16 protein-coding genes are annotated in these 19,904 nt (G+C 41.9%); 1 reads left to right on the top strand and 15 read right to left on the bottom strand.

Annotation, left to right across the window (positions count from 1 at the left end; genetic code table 11):
• From ACFORF_RS04785 to ACFORF_RS04845, 13 genes are all read right to left on the bottom strand, one after another.
• Positions 1 to 265: transposase family protein (locus ACFORF_RS04785; RefSeq protein ID WP_380425988.1), on the bottom strand; the 265-nt coding region annotated here is incomplete at its 3' end.
• A gap of 165 nt (positions 266 to 430) precedes the next feature.
• Positions 431 to 871, bottom strand: a complete 441-nt coding sequence (locus ACFORF_RS04790) for an SH3 domain-containing protein (RefSeq protein WP_380425990.1) — start codon at positions 869 to 871, stop codon at positions 431 to 433.
• Positions 872 to 1,041: 170 nt separating this feature from the next.
• Positions 1,042 to 2,436 (bottom strand): amino acid permease, encoded by a 1,395-nt coding sequence (locus tag ACFORF_RS04795; RefSeq protein ID WP_380425991.1) that lies wholly within the window; start codon positions 2,434 to 2,436, stop codon positions 1,042 to 1,044.
• Positions 2,437 to 2,746: 310 nt separating this feature from the next.
• On the bottom strand, positions 2,747 to 5,365 hold the full coding sequence (gene alaS, locus ACFORF_RS04800; protein ID WP_380425993.1) for an alanine--tRNA ligase: 2,619 nt from the start codon (positions 5,363 to 5,365) through the stop codon (positions 2,747 to 2,749).
• Positions 5,366 to 5,393: 28 nt separating this feature from the next.
• Positions 5,394 to 5,879, bottom strand: coding sequence for an LURP-one-related/scramblase family protein (locus tag ACFORF_RS04805; protein ID WP_380425995.1), 486 nt, complete (start codon positions 5,877 to 5,879; stop codon positions 5,394 to 5,396).
• A 238-nt stretch (positions 5,880 to 6,117) separates the two neighbouring features.
• Positions 6,118 to 7,107 (bottom strand): peptidyl-prolyl cis-trans isomerase, encoded by a 990-nt coding sequence (locus ACFORF_RS04810; RefSeq protein WP_380425997.1) that lies wholly within the window; start codon positions 7,105 to 7,107, stop codon positions 6,118 to 6,120.
• Positions 7,108 to 7,223: 116 nt separating this feature from the next.
• Entirely contained in the window at positions 7,224 to 7,931 is a 708-nt protein-coding gene (locus ACFORF_RS04815) for an O-methyltransferase (protein WP_380425999.1), read from the bottom strand.
• Positions 7,932 to 7,944: 13 nt separating this feature from the next.
• Positions 7,945 to 8,571 (bottom strand): HAD-IA family hydrolase, encoded by a 627-nt coding sequence (locus ACFORF_RS04820; RefSeq protein ID WP_380426001.1) that lies wholly within the window; start codon positions 8,569 to 8,571, stop codon positions 7,945 to 7,947.
• Between the two features lies 1 nt (position 8,572).
• A complete protein-coding gene (locus ACFORF_RS04825; RefSeq protein WP_380426003.1) occupies positions 8,573 to 9,091 on the bottom strand; it encodes a GNAT family N-acetyltransferase in 519 nt (172 codons plus the stop codon).
• Between the two features lie 71 nt (positions 9,092 to 9,162).
• Positions 9,163 to 10,965, bottom strand: a complete 1,803-nt coding sequence (gene pepF / locus ACFORF_RS04830; protein ID WP_380426005.1) for an oligoendopeptidase F — start codon at positions 10,963 to 10,965, stop codon at positions 9,163 to 9,165.
• Between the two features lie 244 nt (positions 10,966 to 11,209).
• Positions 11,210 to 12,160 (bottom strand): competence protein CoiA, encoded by a 951-nt coding sequence (locus tag ACFORF_RS04835; protein ID WP_380426006.1) that lies wholly within the window; start codon positions 12,158 to 12,160, stop codon positions 11,210 to 11,212.
• Between the two features lie 89 nt (positions 12,161 to 12,249).
• The gene (locus ACFORF_RS04840) at positions 12,250 to 12,951 is read right to left on the bottom strand and encodes a glucosamine-6-phosphate deaminase (protein WP_380426008.1); all 702 of its coding nucleotides are present in this window, start codon (positions 12,949 to 12,951) and stop codon (positions 12,250 to 12,252) included.
• 447 nt (positions 12,952 to 13,398) lie between these two features.
• On the bottom strand, positions 13,399 to 15,699 hold the full coding sequence (locus ACFORF_RS04845; RefSeq protein WP_380426010.1) for a collagen binding domain-containing protein: 2,301 nt from the start codon (positions 15,697 to 15,699) through the stop codon (positions 13,399 to 13,401).
• A 589-nt stretch (positions 15,700 to 16,288) separates the two neighbouring features.
• Between ACFORF_RS04845 and queA the strand changes: the two genes are divergently transcribed.
• The gene (gene queA / locus ACFORF_RS04850) at positions 16,289 to 17,317 is read left to right on the top strand and encodes a tRNA preQ1(34) S-adenosylmethionine ribosyltransferase-isomerase QueA (RefSeq protein WP_380426012.1); all 1,029 of its coding nucleotides are present in this window, start codon (positions 16,289 to 16,291) and stop codon (positions 17,315 to 17,317) included.
• 184 nt (positions 17,318 to 17,501) lie between these two features.
• Here the strand turns inward: queA and ACFORF_RS04855 are convergent, their stop codons facing one another.
• Both ACFORF_RS04855 and glmS read right to left on the bottom strand, forming a co-directional pair.
• Positions 17,502 to 17,834 (bottom strand): zinc ribbon domain-containing protein YjdM, encoded by a 333-nt coding sequence (locus tag ACFORF_RS04855; RefSeq protein WP_380426014.1) that lies wholly within the window; start codon positions 17,832 to 17,834, stop codon positions 17,502 to 17,504.
• A 105-nt stretch (positions 17,835 to 17,939) separates the two neighbouring features.
• Positions 17,940 to 19,754 carry a glutamine--fructose-6-phosphate transaminase (isomerizing) gene (gene glmS, locus ACFORF_RS04860; RefSeq protein WP_380426016.1) on the bottom strand — a complete coding sequence of 605 codons (1,815 nt, stop codon included), beginning with the start codon at positions 19,752 to 19,754 and terminating at the stop codon, positions 17,940 to 17,942.
• Positions 19,755 to 19,904 lie beyond the last annotated feature (150 nt).

Raw genomic sequence — 19,904 nt, forward strand, 5'->3', positions numbered from 1 at the left:
TCATTTTTCCGCAATTAGGACAGCGGAAACGGCGCTTCCTTAAACGAATCAGGGTTTTATAGCCAGCACAGTCCAGGTAGGGTATTTTGGATGGTTTCTGGAAGTCGTACTTGGTCATCTGTTCTTGGCAATGTTGGCATTTTGGGGCAGGGTAGTCCAGCTTAGCGATGACTTCCTTGTGACTTCCAGCATCGATATAGTCTGAAATCGAGATATTAGGGTCTTTTATTCCGAGTAGGTTTGTGATAAAATTGAACTGTTCCATATGAGTCTTTCTAATGAGTTGTTTTATCGCTTTTCATTATAGGTCATATGGGACTTTTTCTATACTCAAAAAGGCTCCATAATCTCTGCAGGGGAGTTACCCACTACAGAAATTATAGAGCCAACAAAAAAAGTTGAACAGACTTAGCAGTCTGTTCAACTTTTTTTATTCTACTTCTTCTTCTGAAGCTGTTGTTGCTTCAGTTGTTTGTGTTGTTTCATCAGCTGTAGATGAGCTAGCTGAAGTTTTATTACTCAAAGCTTCAGCCCAGATATAACCTTTTTGGCCATCATATGAAACCTCTGCCCATTTGTTTGATCCTTCAAAAGCATCACCAGTAGTAAAACCAGTTACTTCAACTTCTTCTCCTTCAGCAAAAACGAAGAGAATCTCACCATCTAAACTAGCTTCACTACGCATATTCACACCTTCAACACTTACAGTATAAGTACCTGTTGATTGGCTAGAAGCTGAACTTTGTGTTGTAGTTGATACAACTTTACTCGTTGTAGTTGTTGTTGTAGACTCTTTGCTGCTTTCCTTAGATGAACAAGCTGTCAAGGTCACACAAGTAACAAGAGCCAATGAAATCATAATTTTCTTCATAAGCGTTTCTCCTTTTTCCTTATCATAACAAGATTTTAGGATAATTTCAAGACAAAGCAGATATTTTTTATATCAACTCAGATTATTATAGTTGTTTATATTAACTCACTTCGACTTTACTCACTAAAAACTAAAACAAAAGAGACTGGCAAAAATCCAATCTCTGTATGTTATTTAGAATCAATTGTCGAATGACGGTAACCATAAAAACTATAAATTAAGGTGCCAATAATTAAAGCTCCTATAAACACAATCCAGGTTATGGTTTTGTATTGTGTCATAAACATTAGACAAATAAGAATTGCTAAAATAGGTAAAAAAGGAACAAAAGGCACTTTAAACTGACCATTTTTAGGATTACCACGCTGCTTCCTAAGCATTAATATTCCAATAGACATTAAAATTAAGTAACCCAATGTCGTAATATTAACAAATTCCGCAAGACTCGACAGTGGAATAATCCCTGAAAAGAACATAGCCAGTACACCTACAACAATAGTTGCATTTTTGGGAACTCCTGTTTTGGGATTAACATGGCTAAGAAATTGGGGCATTAAACCATCCCGACTGATACTATAAACAGTTCTAGCTAGGGCAAAAGTCATTGAGATACAAACCGTAATTAAAGTTAGAATGGCAACAACCGAAACATAGCCTGCAGCCCAGTTCAAGCCTATAGACCTTAAAGCAAAAGCAACCGCATCAGACACATTAAGTTTAGTATAATGAATCACTCCCGTTAAGACAAAGGTCACTAAAATATAAATTCCCGTGACAATCAATAAGGATATGGCGATACCTTTTGGAATATTTTTTTGTGGTTCTGTAACTTCGTCAACTGTCATTGAAATTGATTCAAATCCTAGAAAAGCAAAGAACATCAGTGAAGCACCCGCCAAAATACCTGATTGGCCTCCAACTGGACTTCCTAAACCAAAAGGAGCAAAATCACTCCAATTCTGTGGTTTAAGAAAAAATAAACCAAGAATAACAAAGAGAGCTAGGGCTGAAAATTTCAAGACCACCAAGGTACTATTAAACCGCAGAGCTTTCCGAGAATCTAATAAAACTAAAGCAGTTACCAAAACCATTACTAAGACTGGTAAGATATCAACGATTTGTCCCTTGGAAAGATCAAATGGACCATTAATAACATTTGGCAAAACGAAACCGTAGGTTTCAAGTAAGCCTTTTAAATATCCTCCCCAACCAGATGCAACACTGCTAATTGCCGTCACAAATTCTAGTATAGTTAACCAACCCGCAATCCAAGCCGGAAACTCTCCCAATGTTGCGTAAATATAGCTATAAGCTCCGCCGTTGGCTGGAATTCGAGAAGCAAACTCAGCATAAAATAAAGCAAAAATGCCGACAGCAAGAGCTGAAATTAAAATCGAAATCATCAAGGCTGGTCCAGCATATTGTGCTGCTCCGATACCTGTCACCGTGAAAATACCAGTCCCAACCATGGAACCGAGACCTAAGAAAACAAGATCAGAAACCTTTAAATGTCGTTTTAATTTTGCTTGATGAATACTAGTATTCTTTAATCTAAAGATAGACACGAATTTCTCCCCATATCATATAAAAATTTTAGTAAAAAAATATCATCTTAACAATTATCTCTATCAGATTTCGGTACTTCAACTCTATTATGTAGAGATTTTAAACGAAAGTTAACCTAAGAAAGAATGGAAACTTTATGATGAGACAATATTGATGAATAATTGAGACGTTTAAAACAAGCCAACTTTACTATAATATCACATTTCAAAGTATTTTTGTCAAAATATGAATAAAAATTCAATAAGAAGAGAAAATTACTGACGAAATAAAACCAAAAACAACCAGAACAAATCTGGTTGTTCGTCAAAATTACAGTTCTTCCGCTACAGCTGCCAAGAGGGCTGGAATCCCAGCAGTATCGCTACCACCTGCCATGGCCATGTCTGGTTTACCACCACCACGACCTGCGATGATTGGGGCAAGGGCCTTGACGATGTTACCTGCATGGGCTTTGTCAGACTTGCTGGCAACAAGGAGGTTGACCTTGTCTCCAATAGCTGCCACAAGAACGAGGACGTCTGAGTAGTCTGCCTGTTTCCAGTTATCCGCAAAGGTCCGCAGGGCACCTGCGTCTGCCACGTCTACTTGACTTGCAATATAGCGAAGACCATTTGCTTCCTTAACATCCTTGAAGACATCACCAGCTGCAGCTGCAGCTGCTTTTTCTTTGAGGCTGGCATTTTCTTTTTGGAGGTCACGGAGCTGATCGTTCAAAGCAGCGACCTTGTTTGGCACTTCCTTAAGCTGAGGCGCTTTGAGGGTTGCTGCGATAGCTTTCAGAGCTTCTTCTTCTTCACGGTAGGCCAGGAAGGCTTCACGTCCGGTTACCGCTAAGATACGACGGGTTCCAGAACCGATCCCTTCTTCCTTGACAATCTTGAAAACACCAATTTCAGCTGTGTTGGCCACGTGGGTACCACCACACAGTTCAACCGAGTAGTCACCGACTGTCACGACGCGAACCACTTTTCCATATTTTTCGCCAAAGAGGGCCATTGCTCCCATTTCCTTGGCTGTATCGACATCGGTTTCAACGGTCTCAACTGGAATAGCTTCCCAGATTTTCTCGTTGACTTGCTCTTCGATGCGACGAAGTTCCTCAGCTGTTACCGCTTCGAAGTGGGTAAAGTCAAAGCGCAAGAAACCAGCTTCATTGAGAGAACCAGCCTGGGTCGCATGCTCACCGATAATGTTGTGCAGAGCAGCATGGAGCAAATGGGTCGCTGTGTGGTTTTTCTCTACAGACAGACGTCGTCTCTTGTCAATGGCAAGGGTATAGGTTTCACCCAGTGCCAGGCTCGCCAAAACGTCTACCGTATGGAGCGGTTGGCCGTTTGGTGCTTTTTGAACGTCTGTCACACAGGCAACGGTATCTCCTTTACTATTTTTCACGACACCGTGGTCAGCGACCTGACCACCCATTTCAGCGTAGAATGGCGTTTGGTCAAAGACAAGGAGTGCCTGTCCTTCTGACACCATTTCAGAACGTTCATTGTCCACGATGATAACAGAGAGTTTGGCATCCAAGGTGTCTGAGCCGTAGTCAAAGCGTGATTCTTCTGTGATACCTGCCAGGGTTTCATTTTGCATGCCCATAGAGCCACCCTTGACTACTGCGGCACGCGCCCGGTCCTGTTGTTCTTTCATGGCTGCCTTAAAGCCGTCATGATCAATCTTGAATCCTGCATCCTCAGCCATTTCCTCGGTCAATTCAACTGGGAAACCATAGGTATCATAGAGTTTAAAGATAGACTGACCGTCCAAGGTATCCTTGCCTTCTGACTTGAGGTTGGCCAACAATTGGTCCAAGTGAACGGAACCTGAGTCGATGGTGCGGGCAAAAGTTTCTTCTTCTCGCTTGACAATCTTCTCGATAAAGTCCCGTTTTTCAAGGACTTCTGGATAGTAGCTTTCCATGATTTGGCCAACAGTTGGAACCAACTTGTACAAGAATGGCTCATTGATACCCAGACGACGGCCGTGCATGACCGCACGACGGAGAAGGCGACGAAGGACATAGCCACGACCTTCATTTCCAGGAAGGGCACCGTCTCCGATAGCAAAGCTGAGCGCGCGGATGTGGTCAGCGATGACCTTGAAACTCATGTTATCGCCATCTTGGTCATAAGGCTTGCCAGATAATTTTTCAACTTCACGGATAATCGGCATGAAGAGGTCAGTTTCAAAGTTGGTCTTAGCCCCTTGCATGACAGCAGCCAGACGCTCCAAACCTGCACCCGTATCAATGTTTTTGTTTGGCAACTCCTTGTACTCACTGCGTGGCACCGCAGGGTCTGCGTTAAATTGCGACAGGACGATGTTCCAAATCTCGATATAACGGTCGTTTTCGATGTCTTCTGCCAAGAGACGGATACCGATATTCTCAGGGTCAAAGTCTTCTCCACGGTCGAAGAAAATCTCAGTGTCCGGTCCTGAAGGTCCCGCTCCGATTTCCCAGAAGTTGTCTTCAATTGGAATCAAGTGACTTGGCTCCACACCCAAAGCAATCCAACGGTTGTAAGAATCCGTATCTGCTGGATAATAGGTCATGTAGAGCTTGTCTTTTGGAAAATCGAACCACTCTGGGCTGGTCAAGAGTTCAAAGCCCCACTCGATGGCTTCATCGCGGAAATAATCTCCGATAGAGAAGTTCCCCAGCATCTCAAACATGGTATGGTGACGGGCTGTTTTTCCGACGTTTTCGATGTCATTGGTCCGGATTGACTTTTGGGCATTGGTAATCCGTGGGTTTTCAGGGATGACAGAGCCGTCAAAGTATTTTTTCAGGGTAGCAACACCGGAGTTGATCCAGAGAAGAGTCGGGTCATTAACTGGAACCAGGTTAGCAGATGGTTCAACAGAGTGTCCCTTTGATTGCCAGAAATCCAGCCACATTTGACGAATTTGTGCAGATGATAATTGTTTCATATTTTTCTCCTAAATTAATTGATTAAATTTATGATTGACGGCTTTCTAGCATCTCGACATAGTCGATAGCGACAGCAAGAGAAATGACCAAGTCCGCATAGCTTTCTTGATAAATCGTTAATTGATAGGTTGAGGTCAAGTGAAAAAATTCCTTGGTAATTTCTGCAACTGTTTGACCAAATTGGTCTAATAAGGAAAAATTCCAATCCCAGATATCTCCCACCACAGTTAAACCCAAGTTTTCAAATTCATACCTGTCCTTTAAAAAGGTTAACTTCTTTTTAAGTGAGAAGCTCTGTCCATGGACCATCTTGACCTCGAAACGAGGTAGCCAAGTCAGAATTTCCTTAGTAATCACGCTGACAGTTTGACCCTGGCCATCATAGACAGTAAATGTCTTGGGAATCGATAAGAAGGAGCCTTCAACCTGGTAGTCTACCTGACCCTCTTCATTTTTGATATCAAACCGCTCACCACCTAGACGAAGGCGTTGTTTAAGTTGATAGATTTTCACCATAATCCACCTCACTCTACCTAAAAAAATGACACTTCCACTGTACAGAGGGCGACTAAATCGCGGTACCACCTCTATTCAATGAACGCGTCATTCTTCATTATTATTCTCACTATTCACACAAGTAGCAAGATTATCAGGTCCGTTTGGCTCGCAGCAACCGCCATTTTTCTGGGACTTTCCTTAACAATCCATTCTTGATAGGTTTATTATACTGTCTTTTTAGATTAGCGTCAACTTATTCAGCGCTAGTTGTTTCAGCAACTGTTGTTGCATCGGTAGCTGCAGTAGTTGAATCCGCTGTTGTAGTTGTTGTTTCTGCAGTTGTCGTTGTCGCATCTGCACCAAGTCCGTATGAAGCAAGAACATCTGCAAAGGCATCATCCTTAATCTTCACATTAGCGGCTTTCAAGATATCACCCAAAACAGTATTGATGTAACTTGAATCATTTTTCTTCTCATTCAAGTAAATTGTCTTAAGTTGTTTTTTGTAGGTCTTCCAATCTGAATCTTTCTCAGTCTTATTGGTTACTTTAACAATGTAGTATGTTGTCGTATAACTAGATGAAGACGTTACTGAAATCACATCTGAAATTGCATCTTTATCAAGTTTGAAAGCTGGATTCATGACATCTGTCGGTAAATCTGTTGAAGAGGAATCAAAAGTATACTCAACTGTATCTGAAGATGATTTTTCCTCTGCGATTTTCTTGAAATCAGCACCCTCAGCCTTAACCTCTGCAAGAACAGAGTTAGCTGTCTCTTGATCAGAAACTTCGATAACTTGTGCAGTCACTTCTGGTGTGTATGACTCATAAAGTTCTTTATAGACATCATCAGTCAGTTCTTTTTCAGCAGCTACTGTAACAGCATGCTCCAAAAGCAAGCTACGACGAACTTCTTTCTTATATGACTCCTCAGTCAAGCCAGCTTGTGAAAGAGCTGTTTCAAAGTAGTCACCGTATTGTTTAGCAGTCTCATCGTACTTAGCAGTAACTTCTTTATCCGTTACGTCCTTACCATATTTTGCTTCCAAAACTTTTGAAAGAATCAAGCTAAGCATAGACTGTTGAGAAGTTGATGATGATTTAACTTCATCATAAAAATCATTGATAGTGATTGAATCACCTTTCATCGTGACAATACTACTGTTTGATGAAGTTGAACAAGCTGCCAAGGTTGCTACTGAAAGGAGGGTTACAAGCCCTGCTGCAAAACGTTTTTTCATGAATAAAACTCCTTATCATGCTATCGAGTAACATGCTGTTTATTTTTTTAATTGCATTAATAATGTCTGGATTTGACATTAACTTTATCATTATACCACAAAAGCTTAAAACTTGCTTAATCTGGCAGTACAATATTTTCCGCATTTTTGTGAATCATCAGCAATCCATCACCGAGTGGGACTAGACTTGCCGTCAAGTCTGGATGATTTAAGACTGCATTGAACAAACGTTGAAGCCCCCGATAAATGGTTCGGTTGCTCCGCCTTACCTCCGTAATAGGGACCGCAATATCGCCTCCCTGAAAAATATCATCCATAATGATGACACCACCGACCGATACCCGCTTTAAAACCTCAGGTAAGAAAACGATGTACTTGGACTTGGCAGAGTCCATAAAGACAAAGTCAAAGATCTCTTCCAAGGTTGACAAGGTATCTATCGCATCCCCTTCAACCAAGGTAATCTGCTGACGTGTATCATACTTGGCAAAGTTTTCCTTGGCAAAGCCAATCATCTCAGGATTCCGGTCCAAAGTCACTATCTTTGCATCAGGAGCATGCTCAGCCATGAGGAGAGCTGAAAATCCAATTGCCGTTCCAATTTCTAAGATAGACTTGGGTTGCATAGTCTCCATAAGAAGGCGGAAATAGGCCACCGTCTCATGAGGAATGATGGGAATATTCTCCTGGCGGGCAAAGTCTTCCAATTCCTTAAGACCACCCGAAACCTGCTTTTGCTCCCGGCGCATAAAAGCCACTACTTCTTCTTTAACAACAGGCCGACGCATGTTGTGATTTGCATTTTTACTATATGATTCAACCATGGAGCCTATTTTATCATATTTCTTGGAAAAATGGCAGAGCTGTGATTGCAGAAAGACTGTCAATATGAATATTCTCAGGTCCATCTGGTAGCACTAGGTTGATGCTCTGAACACCTGAATTGACTGCAAAGTCTCTATCAAGAGGGCGATCTCCAATATAATAAACCTGTTGCCTGTCCAAACCATATTTTTCAACCAAGTAATCCATGGCATCAGGAGCAGGCTTTCGGGCAAAGCCATCTGCTGCGGTCACTACCTCGGTGAAATATTGAGCTATTCCCAAACGTTCTAACACTGCCCCAGTTGTTGCCCCCTTATGAGTGTAGATAAAATGCTTAATCCCTTGGGCCCTTGTTTCTTCCAAGACCCGCTTGGCATCTGGCATCAAGACAATTTGATCATCTCGTGCTTCCTGCTCTGCCATGAAACGGGCCTTTAGCGATTTAGCGTCTAAGCCATACTCGGTCGCCTTAGAATCTAGCAACTGACCAATAGACGTCTGCAAAATAATCCGGCTGACAGATTCAGCATCAAAATCCCATCCATAATCAGCATAAATCAGTTCCAAGACTTCCATAATCGCTGCATAGGACTCCACCAAGGTCCCATCAAAATCCCAAACAAAGATTGGTTTAGCCATCTTATTCTTCTCCTATCTCTACCCAGTAACGGGCTAGCTGATTTCCATCTTCAACTTCAATAATATCCTGTAAAACTCCACCTACGCTCTCAATCGTCCTTCGACTAGGCACATTTTCTTCTAAGGCCGTGATAAAAATCCGAGTAATGCCTCGCTCACGGTAGCGGTCAAAGGCAAAGTCCAGCATTTCTTTCATGACGCCACGACGACGGAACTTAGGCGACGTCACATAGCCAATATGGCCACCAACCGTCGCTAAGTCCCCCTTATCCAACTCCCAACGACAAGAAACCTTACCTACCATCTCACCATCAAGAAAGGCAAAATAAGTCGTCACCGTCGACCAATTTGGATCAGCCATTTCAGTTTCCTGACGCTTCAATTTTTGGCAATGCCTCTCAAAGTCCTTGACAAGACTTGTTTCGATTAAGTGATTGCCAGCTTCTTTTTCTGCCAATAGCAGAGCTTCCATCGCTCGAAAGGTGGCTTCATCACTTCTCTCCAGAGTTCTAATTTCCATGTTTTCTCCTTATCAAAAAATCCCTTTCGGGACTTTTTGTATCATACACGAATAGACTAGTCTAAAGCTGCTTACAAATGCGCTCCTTTAGCGACCAATTCTTCAAGTTCAATCAAGCGTTTTTCAAAGACGTCAAAGGCTGCATCGAGATAGTCTGTTGAGGTCATGTCAACTCCTGCTTTAGCAATGACATTAAGTGGATAGTCTGAGCTACCAGCCTTGAGGTAGTCTAGATACTTGTCCTTGTCCTCTTGCGTTCCATTGACGATACGTTCAGCCAAGAAATTCGCCGCCGCAAAACCAGTTGAATATTGGAAAACATAGTAATTATAGTAGAAATGCGGAATCCGTGCCCATTCATACTGGATGAATTCATTGTCATCTTTAGACAGGCCGTAATATTTCTCATTGAGATCTGCATAGAGGTCATTGAGAAACTCGCTGGTCAAGACTTGACCTTCCTGGTCTGCCTTGTGGATGGCATCTTCAAACTCAGCAAACTGGGTTTGACGGAAGATGGTTCCACGGAAGCCGTCCAAGTAGTTGTTGAGAATGGCAAAGCGGACCTTGTCATCTTCTACTTCCTGAAGTAAGGTCTCTGTCAAGATATTTTCATTGGTTGTTGAGGCAATCTCCGCCAAGAAAATTGGATAATCTCCATACGGATAAGGTTGGCTAGAACGGGTATAGCTCGAATGCATGGAATGACCAGTCTCATGAACCAAGGTGTAGAGATTGTCCAGCGTATCCTGCCAGTTCAAGAGCATGAAGGCATTGGTGTCATAAGCACCACCTGAGTAGGCTCCAGAGCGTTTACCCTTGCTAACATGAACATCAATCCAACGCTGGGTAAAGGCTTCATGAACACGCGCCGCATAATCCTCACCGAAAATCGCCAAGACCTGCTCAGCTTTTTCCAAAGCCTCATCATAGGTAAAGGCCAAGTCTGTCTCAGACAAAGGTGTGTACATATCGTACATTTTGAGGTCATCCAAGCCAAGAATCTCCTTGCGGAGCTTAACATAACGGTGCAAGAGTGGCAAATGCTTGTGAACGCTAGCTACCAAGGTATCGTAAACTACTTCTGGTACAAAGTTAGCGGATAGAGCAGCCTCACGAGCAGAGCTATACTTGCGAGCCTTGGCCTTAAAATTATGAACTTTGACGTTAGTCTGTAGGGTCTTAGCATAGGTATGCTGGAACTGCTCATAAGTGCTGTACATGGCTTCATAGGCTTCGCGACGAACCTCGCGGTCCTTGTTTTCCATGAGACTGATATAATTCCCGTGCGTTAATTCAATCACATCGCCCTTGCCATCTGGAACAAATGGGAAACGGATGTCCGCATTGTCCAAGATTGAGAACGTTTCCCCCGCTGAGCCAAAGATTTCAGAAGCTCCTGCCAAAAGTTCCTCTTCTGCTTTAGAAAGGACATGGGCCTTCTGCTGCATGAGACGTTCGAAGTTATGACGATAAAGGTCTAAACCAGTAGCCTCAGCATAATAAGTTTCTAATTGCTCTTGAGTCAAGGCCATAAACTCTGGCTCATAGAAGGCAAAGACTTCTGAAAATTTGGCGTAAACTGACGTTGCCTTCGCGTCAAACTCCTGATACTTAGCAACCGTTGTGTCCTCATCATGCTTCATAGAAGCATAAACATAGAACTTCTCGATACGGCGCATCAGGTCCATCTGCGCATCAGTGATATCCTTAAGCGACTGGGCTGAGTCCAGGAGATGACCTTGGTAGACACGCGCATCATCCAAGGCGAGATTCAAGGCTTCATATTCAGCCTCCCAAACCTCATCTGTTGGAAAGATGGTCGTCAGATCCCAAGTGTACTTTTCCTCTAAATGACTACGATTTTCTGACATAAATAATCCTCTTTTCACATATACTTGCTCCTATTTTATCATATTAAGCGCTTTTTTCCTATGAAAAATAGCAGAGCAGTCATTTTACAAACTCAGTTCACAGTAACTCCAATAAAACAGCAAATTTTCCTAAAAATAGGCCTCAAGACCGATGTTTCTCTGCCCAAACCAGTCTATAATGAACTCATCCTTAAAAATTTCCTTTCAAAAGCAAGATGAGCCAGCAATTCCACTGGCTCTTTTGTTATACCTGATTGACTTGCTTGAGGAGAAAGGCTGGTGGGTAGAGGGTCTGGTAAACGCCTGGTTTATCCTGCCTATAAAACTGATCAAAGGCCCGATAATAGTCAGCCAAATCTTCTTTAACCTGGGCAAAGCCCTGGTCTGATCTAGGCCAATTAAGCTGAGGAGAGAAATTCCTGACCGTCCAGGTCAAGAGATTATCTCCTTGTTCATAGACTTTTGCCTGCCAGCTCAGCCATTTGGGATGGCGATAGAACAACTGCTGACGCGCATAGACTACAATTTGCTGGTCCTGCTTTACCTTAAAGGGTTGGACCCTCTGTTGCTGGTAGGGAAAACGGAGGTCACCCAAACTCAACTGGTCCAATGAAAAGGTCTTAGTCAGATAGTGAAGTCTCCCCCTAAGGTCTTCATGAATCAAGTACTGTAGCCTTACCTCTCTTTTTAGAACATCTAATTCCCAAAGGTAAAAACCAACGTTCCTTGAAAAATAGAGAAAATCCCGTTGCAACTGCGTCAATCGCTGGTCCAACCAAAGCTTTTTACCCAGCATCCAAAGGACTTGAAATCCATGGTCGTGATAAGCCTCAGTTCGCTCACGCAAGCGTTCAATCGACAGGGGGCTACATTGCACTTCTAAAGCCAACTGACCATTGACCAAGAGATCTGCAATCTGCTGTAACTCAGGCAAAACCGCTTCTATCTGAACTTCCTCTGTTTCTGATAGAGTTCGATAGAGGGCTGCTTTTAAACCTAAATGCTCAGCAGACTCATTCTCAAAATGATAGGTACAGGTCGCTAAACTCGTATGGGCAAAATGAGGCCGATAGCGACTTCCCTTCCGTAATATCAAGGCCTGCCCACAACCAGGACAAGAAAATTCCTGCTTGCTGGGTAAGGCATCACCAAGCAGGCTTATCTTTCGTCCCTTTTTATCCAGCGCTGTAAGCATAGACACTCCTCCTTTCTACTTCTTCTTAATCATTCGTAAAACAGGAAAAAACGACCCAGTTGTCTGAGTCGTGCTTTAGGAGAGCGATATTAAAGGAGGCTTGTCGCTGCTTCATCAGCAATAATGTAAACCTCTGGATGGTTTTGCAGACTAGTGCTGGTTACCTCATTAGTCACAGGACCATGGACTGTCTTGGCAATAGCATCTGCTTTGGCTTCACCGTAGGCAAAGAGAATGATAGTCTTTGCCTTCAAGATACTAGAAATCCCCATGGAGTAAGCCTGTCTAGGTACCTCATCGATACTAGCAAAGAAACGAGCATTAGCTTCAATCGTATCCTCAGCCAGATCAACAAGATGCGTCACAGAGTCAAAAGGAGTACCAGGCTCATTGAATCCGATGTGGCCATTGCGCCCAATCCCTAGAATTTGCACATCGACAGGATTTTCATCAATAATCTTCTCGTAACCCCAAAGATTGCCATTTTCATCTAAGCCTTCACCATCAGGGAAGTAGCTGGCCTTGAATGGCTTATATTGGAAGAGGTGCTGATTCATGAAATAACGATAAGACTGTGGATTGTCCGCATCAATCCCAGCATACTCATCTAGGTTGACACTCGTCATCTCAGAAAAGTCCAGGTCGCTAGCCACAATAGCCTGATAAAATTCTACTGGTGATGACCCTGTTGCGAGTCCCAAGGTCTTTGCTCCCGCTGCTACCTTCTCTGTCAAAATATCAAGAGCAATTTTAGCGCCTTCTCCTGGTGTTTTTACTGTAAAGATTTTCATGTATTTACCCCCGTTTGGTATAGACCATTTATAATTTCATTATATGGTATAGACCAATTTTTGTCAAGAGAATTCTTTCTTTTTTTCTTGAATGAAATGAGTAATTTAAAAATTATTCTCGCAAGCAAAATAAGTGAAGAAAATCAGGCTTCTGAGAGTACAATCATTGATAATTGTTATTTTGCTAGATTTGCTCACTTTAAAAATGTAAACTCTGAAAAACTTTTTTATAAACCTTGTTTTCCTTTGTCTCAAAGCTCTTCATTCGACTATATCATATGGTTAAATTTTCATTCTCAAACCTTTATAATAAATTTGCTGTATTTTTTGTAATTCCCACAAAAAAATAGTGAGCTCTTTAGTTAAACAAAAAGGGAGAGCCTGAGGCTCCCCTAATCCATTATATAGATTATATAATGAGAAGGATTTTTAATTTAGAAGTAAGGTTTATTTTTTCTTTTTGAGTCTATAAACAACATAGCCTAAAATTGCTAAGCCAATAACTACTAAACCTGTACCAGCTGCTTCTCCAGTTGAAGGTAAACGACGTTTATTGCCATTATCTTTTTTGGTTGAAGATGTTGTCGCCGATTCAGTTGGAACCTCAGAGGTCATTGATGTAGTATCTACTGTCGATGAGGTTTCACTTGGACCTACTTCTGTCGTCGTTGGAGTTGTAGACTCCGTCGTTGGAGTTGTGGACTCCGTCGTTGCTGTCGTAGACTCGGTCGTTGGAGTTGTAGACTCCGTCGTTGGAGGCGTGGACTCGGTCGTTGGAGTTGTAGACTCCGTCGTTGGTGTCGTAGACTCGGTCGTTGGAGTTGTAGACTCCGTCGTTGGAGTTGTGGACTCCGTCGTTGGAGTTGTGGACTCCGTCGTTGCTGTCGTAGACTCGGTCGTTGGTGTCGTAGACTCGGTCGTTGGAGTTGTAGACTCCGTCGTTGCTGTCGTAGACTCGGTCGTTGGAGTTGTAGACTCCGTCGTTGGAGTTGTAGACTCGGTCGTTGGAGTTGTAGACTCCGTCGTTGGTGTCGTAGACTCGGTTGTTGGAGTTGTGGACTCCGTCGTTGGTGTCGTAGACTCGGTTGTTGGAGTTGTGGACTCCGTTGTTGGTGTCGTAGACTCGGTTGTTGGAGTTGTGGACTCAGTTGTTGGTGTCGTAGACTCGGTTGTTGGAGTTGTGGACTCAGTTGTTGTTGACGTTGTTGTTGCTTCTGTCGTCGTAGACGTTGTTGAAGTCGTTGGTGCTTCTGTCGTCGTAGACGTTGTTGAAGTCGTTGGTGACGTCGTTGGTGCTTCTGTCGTCGTAGACGTTGTTGAAGTCGTTGTAGTTACCGGTGCAGTGTAGACATTTTCGAAGACCGCAGTCTCTCCATAGGCAACGGTACCCATGTAAACACCATCAGCTTCTTGAGTAACTGTTACGGTAACCGGAACTTCGTTTGTTGCATAGGTATAGCCTTCAAGACGTTCCGACTCAGACGGGATTTTTTCCTTAATAACATAGTTATAAGTTCCCGCAGCTGAATATTTAATAACATCAAAAGTAATTGAGCCATCTGCCCCATTCGTTTTTGTCTGAATCGGTGTGGTTAAATCATTGGCATCATACAAGTCAAACATAAATTGTCCCGCTTCCACAGTTGTCTTATCACCAGTAACCGTTTTAGTCGCTTTCAGGACAACGTTTTCTGACTTTTCAGAAGATGCTGAACCACGCCCAGATTTATCAGTGTAAGATGCTGTACGAGAACGTTCTGGCATGTTGTCACCTGCAACTGAAATCGTATTAGTGAATTTTGTTAAACTGCCAGCAACTGTACGGTCAATATGTGTTGTATAAGTGATGTAATAAGCGAATCCATAGTCTTTCTCATTAATGGTGTTAATACGGTTCAAGGTGTCCGTAAACGTAAATGAGGTATTGTCATCACTATAAACAACCTCTGATTTATGATTATCAATGACTTCACGAGTTCCAGCTTCGCCTTCTGTGTCAACAGGATCATTTTCCAAAATTGCTAGACGAAGGAAACGCATAGAATCTTGATTGTAGGTTTGACCAGCACTCAAGCTATCCTTGATTACCATATTACGAATAGGATCTTGAACCCCATTAATAATCGCTACCCAGTGAATTGTATCTGGGTCTGTAGAATCAGGATAAGAGTATTTAAAAGTATATTGATCAATTGGACTACCAACTGATCCACCATAAGTGAAACTTACAGGTGTACTACCAAGTGTTGTAGTAACAACATCATTAGCATTCAGTACATTATTATTGGCGATAAGATCAAACTCCAAAACCATTTTCCTGTTTTCAGGAACCTTAGCAAACTGATCTGTAAATGTTACTGTAACCGTATTTGGTGTTGTTGCTACATTTACATGGGCAGTTCCAACTACAGTACCAGCAGGGGTTTTTACTTCAAAGTCAGCAATTGCTCCGGGAAATCTAAATTGCTCCGGAATGGTCATGGTGTAGGTATCACCTGAATTAATCACCTGATCATCTGGAAAACTGATGGTGCTTAAAACAGCAAGTGTCTCATAAGCATTGACCACCGTTGAACTTGTATCAGATGATAAATTTGTACCTGTCTTACTATGAGTCACTACTGTGCTTTGAGAGTAATTGGTTACCTCAGAAGCATTAACCGGTACAAAACTATTAAAATTACCCATGACAATCGTCACTACAGATAAAAAACTAAATAGTTTAATGATATTCTTCCAATATTTCATGTTCTCTCTCTTTATTAACTAATCTCCCCTTTCTAAATTAAAACCCTAATTAGTAGTATACTCTATTTATTTCAGAAAATAAAGTATTTTTGCAACTATTTTAGCTTTTTCTAACATATTTTTAAACCTATAATTTAAAAATTTTAAAAATCCTCTTATAACAAGCTCTTAAAACGCTATTTACATAATCATTTTCCAATATATTGAATTATTTCCTAATAATTTGACTTCTAAATCCTTCTTTCGACACTATATTTTTCTAATCTTTATTTGTATATTCAAATTATTTTATGAATGAAAGTTTTTTTAAAAACTGAAAATTAAAAGGTATCAATTTTAAAAATTTATGCCAACATGGTATAATAGTCCTCGATTAATATTAGTTCCAAAGGATGACTTATTAGTCTATTTAATATCACCGTGAGGAATTAAACCAGGCAAGTCACACTTCTTTTTCACTCCAACATTGAATTGATTTTCCCAATTTTAGACCCTTGACATAGGCAGACTTAAAAATTCATGAACAACTAAATGCTGCTACGTTTTACCCAAACTTCAAGAAAGGATCGCATTAATTTGCTAATATCTTATGAATACTAACGATTTTGACTTTTATTTACCCGAAGAATTGATTGCCCAAACGCCGCTGGAGCAACGCGATGCCTCCAAGCTACTGATCATTGACCATGAAAACCAGACTATGGTGGATAGCCATTTCGACCATATCATCGATGAACTTAATCCTGGTGATGCCTTAGTCATGAACAATACCCGTGTCCTACCAGCTCGACTCTACGGAGAAAAGCCCGACACCCATGGTCGTGTCGAGTTTCTTCTCCTTAAGAATACCCAAGGTGACCAATGGGAAGTTCTGGCTAAGCCTGCCAAGCGGCTCAAGGTTGGTACTGAGGTTTCCTTCGGTGACGGCCGTTTGACGGCTACCATTATCGAAGAGCGGGAACACGGTGGTCGAATCGTGGAGTTTAGCTACGATGGAATTTTTCTTGAAGTCCTAGAAAGTCTAGGTGAGATGCCCTTGCCACCCTATATCCACGAAAAGTTGGATGACCGCGAACGCTACCAGACTGTTTATGCTAAGGAAAATGGCTCAGCTGCTGCACCTACAGCTGGCCTCCACTTCACACCTGAGCTTCTAAATGCTATCGAGGCCAAAGGTGTTAAACTGGTTTATCTGACCCTCCATGTCGGTCTAGGAACCTTCCGTCCTGTTTCCGTTGACAGCGTAGACGACCATGAAATGCATTCTGAGTTCTATACGCTAAGTGAGGAGGCAGCTCAAATTTTAAACCAAGTCAAGGCAGACGGCGGTCGGATTGTCGCTGTCGGGACAACTTCCATCCGTACTCTTGAAACCATTGGTAATAAATACGACGGCACACTCCAAGCTGATTCCGGGTGGACCAATATCTTCATCAAGCCTGGCTATACCTTCAAAGTTGTCGATGCCTTTTCGACCAACTTCCACCTGCCTAAATCAACCTTGGTCATGCTAGTATCGGCCTTTGCAGGGCGGGAATTCGTCCTTGAAGCCTACAAGCATGCCGTTGACGAACGCTACCGCTTCTTCAGCTTTGGAGATGCTATGTTCGTTAAATAAGCATTCAAAAAATCTCTCCATTTCAAGATTTTAAAATGGAGAGATTTTTTACTATGAATCGTCTTGGTACAAACATTAACTTTAGTTTCATTCCAATACAAAAATTGATTTAATCAAAAGCCACCTTCAGTTGTCGTTTCAACGATAAAGTAAATGTTTTGTTCTAACAAATATGAAAATATTTCTAGATCTTTTTTACAAATTCAGACTTAAGTTTCATAGCCCCAAAACCATCAATTTTACAGTCAATATTGTGGTCGCCTTCGACGATACGAATGTTTTTCACCCGTGTCCCTTGCTTAAGGTCCTTAGGTGCTCCCTTCACCTTGAGGTCTTTAATTAGGGTTACAGTGTCACCATCTGCCAAGCGATTGCCATTTGCGTCAATAGCAACAGGTCCAGCTACTTCTTCACTGACCTCATCTGGATTCCATTCAAAAGCACACATGGGACAGATTAACAAACTGCCATCTTGGTAGACGTATTCTGATTGGCATTGTAAACAATTCGGTAACATAAGTTTCTCTCCTTTTTCAGTTCTTCTATTCTACGATAGATTCTTGACTTTGGCAAGTCAGACAAAAAGTAGGTCAAAGCCTACTTATTATTATTATTATTATTATTATTCAACGGTTACAGATTTGGCAAGGTTACGTGGTTTATCCACATCAAGTCCACGTTGTAGTGTAGCATAGTAAGCAATCAGTTGGGTCGGGATAACCATGGCGATTGAAGATAGGAATGGATGAACAGTCCTCACACGGATATCGTCATCTTCACGTGCAATAGCTTCATCAACAATGGTCAAAACATTGGCACCACGCGCTGAAACTTCTTGAATATTTCCTCGCGTGTGTGATGCCAAAACTTCATTGTTAGAAATCAAGGCCAATACAGGTACTCCTTCTTCGATAAGGGAAATAGTACCGTGCTTCAACTCACCTGCCGCAAATCCTTCACATTGGATGTAAGAAATTTCTTTCAGCTTGAGAGATGCTTCCATAGCCACATAGTAGTCATTACCACGACCGATATAGAAGGCATTGCGAGTTGTTTCAAGTAACTGCTCAACTTTTTCTTTAATCAAGTCTTTTTCTGACAGTGTCGCTTCGATAGACTGTGCTACCAAGGACAATTCACGAACCAAATCAAACTCAGCTGCTTTGCTATTACCATTTGCATCACCGACAGCCTTGGCCAAGATTGCTAAAGTTGCAATCTGCGCTGTATAAGCCTTGGTAGAAGCAACCGCAATCTCTGGACCTGCATGAAGGAGCATCGTGTGAGTAGCCTCACGTGAGAGCGTAGAACCAGGTACGTTAGTTACAGTAAGTGTTGGGATGCCCATCTCATTGGCCTTCACGAGAACCTGACGGCTGTCAGCAGTTTCACCCGATTGACTAATCATGATAAACAAAGGATTTTTACTCAAGAGAGGCATGTTATAGCCCCATTCTGATGAAATACCAAGTTCAACTGGTGTATCTGTCAATTTTTCAAGAAAATCTTTTGACGCAAACCCTGCGTGGTAAGATGTTCCTGCAGCCAAAATATAAATACGATCTGCATTTTGAACAGCCTTAACGATAGCATCATCAACAGTGATTTGCCCTGCTTCATCAGTATATGCAGAAATCAACTTACGCATAACAGTTGGTTGCTCATCGATTTCTTTGAGCATGTAGTATGGGTAAGTTCCCTTACCGATATCAGAAAGGTCAAGCTCAGCGGTATATGTCTCGCGCTCAAGAGCATTTCCATCGTAATCAGAAACCGAAATACTGTCTTTAGTCAAGACAACCAATTCCTTGTCGTGGATTTCCATGAACTCGCTGGTTTCACGAATCATGGCCATGGCATCCGAACAAACCATATTATAGCCGTCACCGACCCCAATCAAGAGTGGAGACTTGTTTTTAGCAACATAAATGGTATCTGGATTTTCAGAATCAACCAAGGCAAAAGCGTATGAACCTTCAATGATGTGAAGGGCTTTTTTGAATGCCTCAAGAACTGATAATCCTTCCTCAACAAATTGACCAACCAAATGAACTGCGATCTCAGTATCAGTTTGGCCCCTGAAGGTATGAGCGGACAGGTACTCCTCTTTAATTTGAAGATAGTTTTCAATCACACCGTTGTGAACAAGAACAAAGCGTGCAGTCTCAGAAGTGTGAGGATGGGCATTGCTTTCAGAGGCAGGCCCATGAGTTGCCCAGCGTGTATGACCAATTCCTGTTGAACCCGCTACATCAATCCCTAGCTTTGAACGGAGGTCCGCAATACGACCAACGGATTTAATTAAACGACCTTTGCTTGCTCCCTCACTAACATAAATACCAGCCGAATCATAGCCACGGTACTCTAACTTTTCCAGTCCCTGCATCAAAATATCTGTTGCATTTTTATTACCGACAACTCCGACGATTCCACACATAATTTTACCTGGGTATTTATTACCCTTTTCCTTTAAGTATTATTTAAGAATTGGTATAACTCAATTAAATTCACCAAAACTTGACTTTTATAGTATAAAACTATATCTTTAGCTTGTCAATGAAAAAATTGGTATAGTCTAATTTTAGCT

The sequence above is a fragment of the Streptococcus caprae genome, assembly GCF_042649745.1.
Classification (GTDB): domain Bacteria; phylum Bacillota; class Bacilli; order Lactobacillales; family Streptococcaceae; genus Streptococcus; species Streptococcus caprae.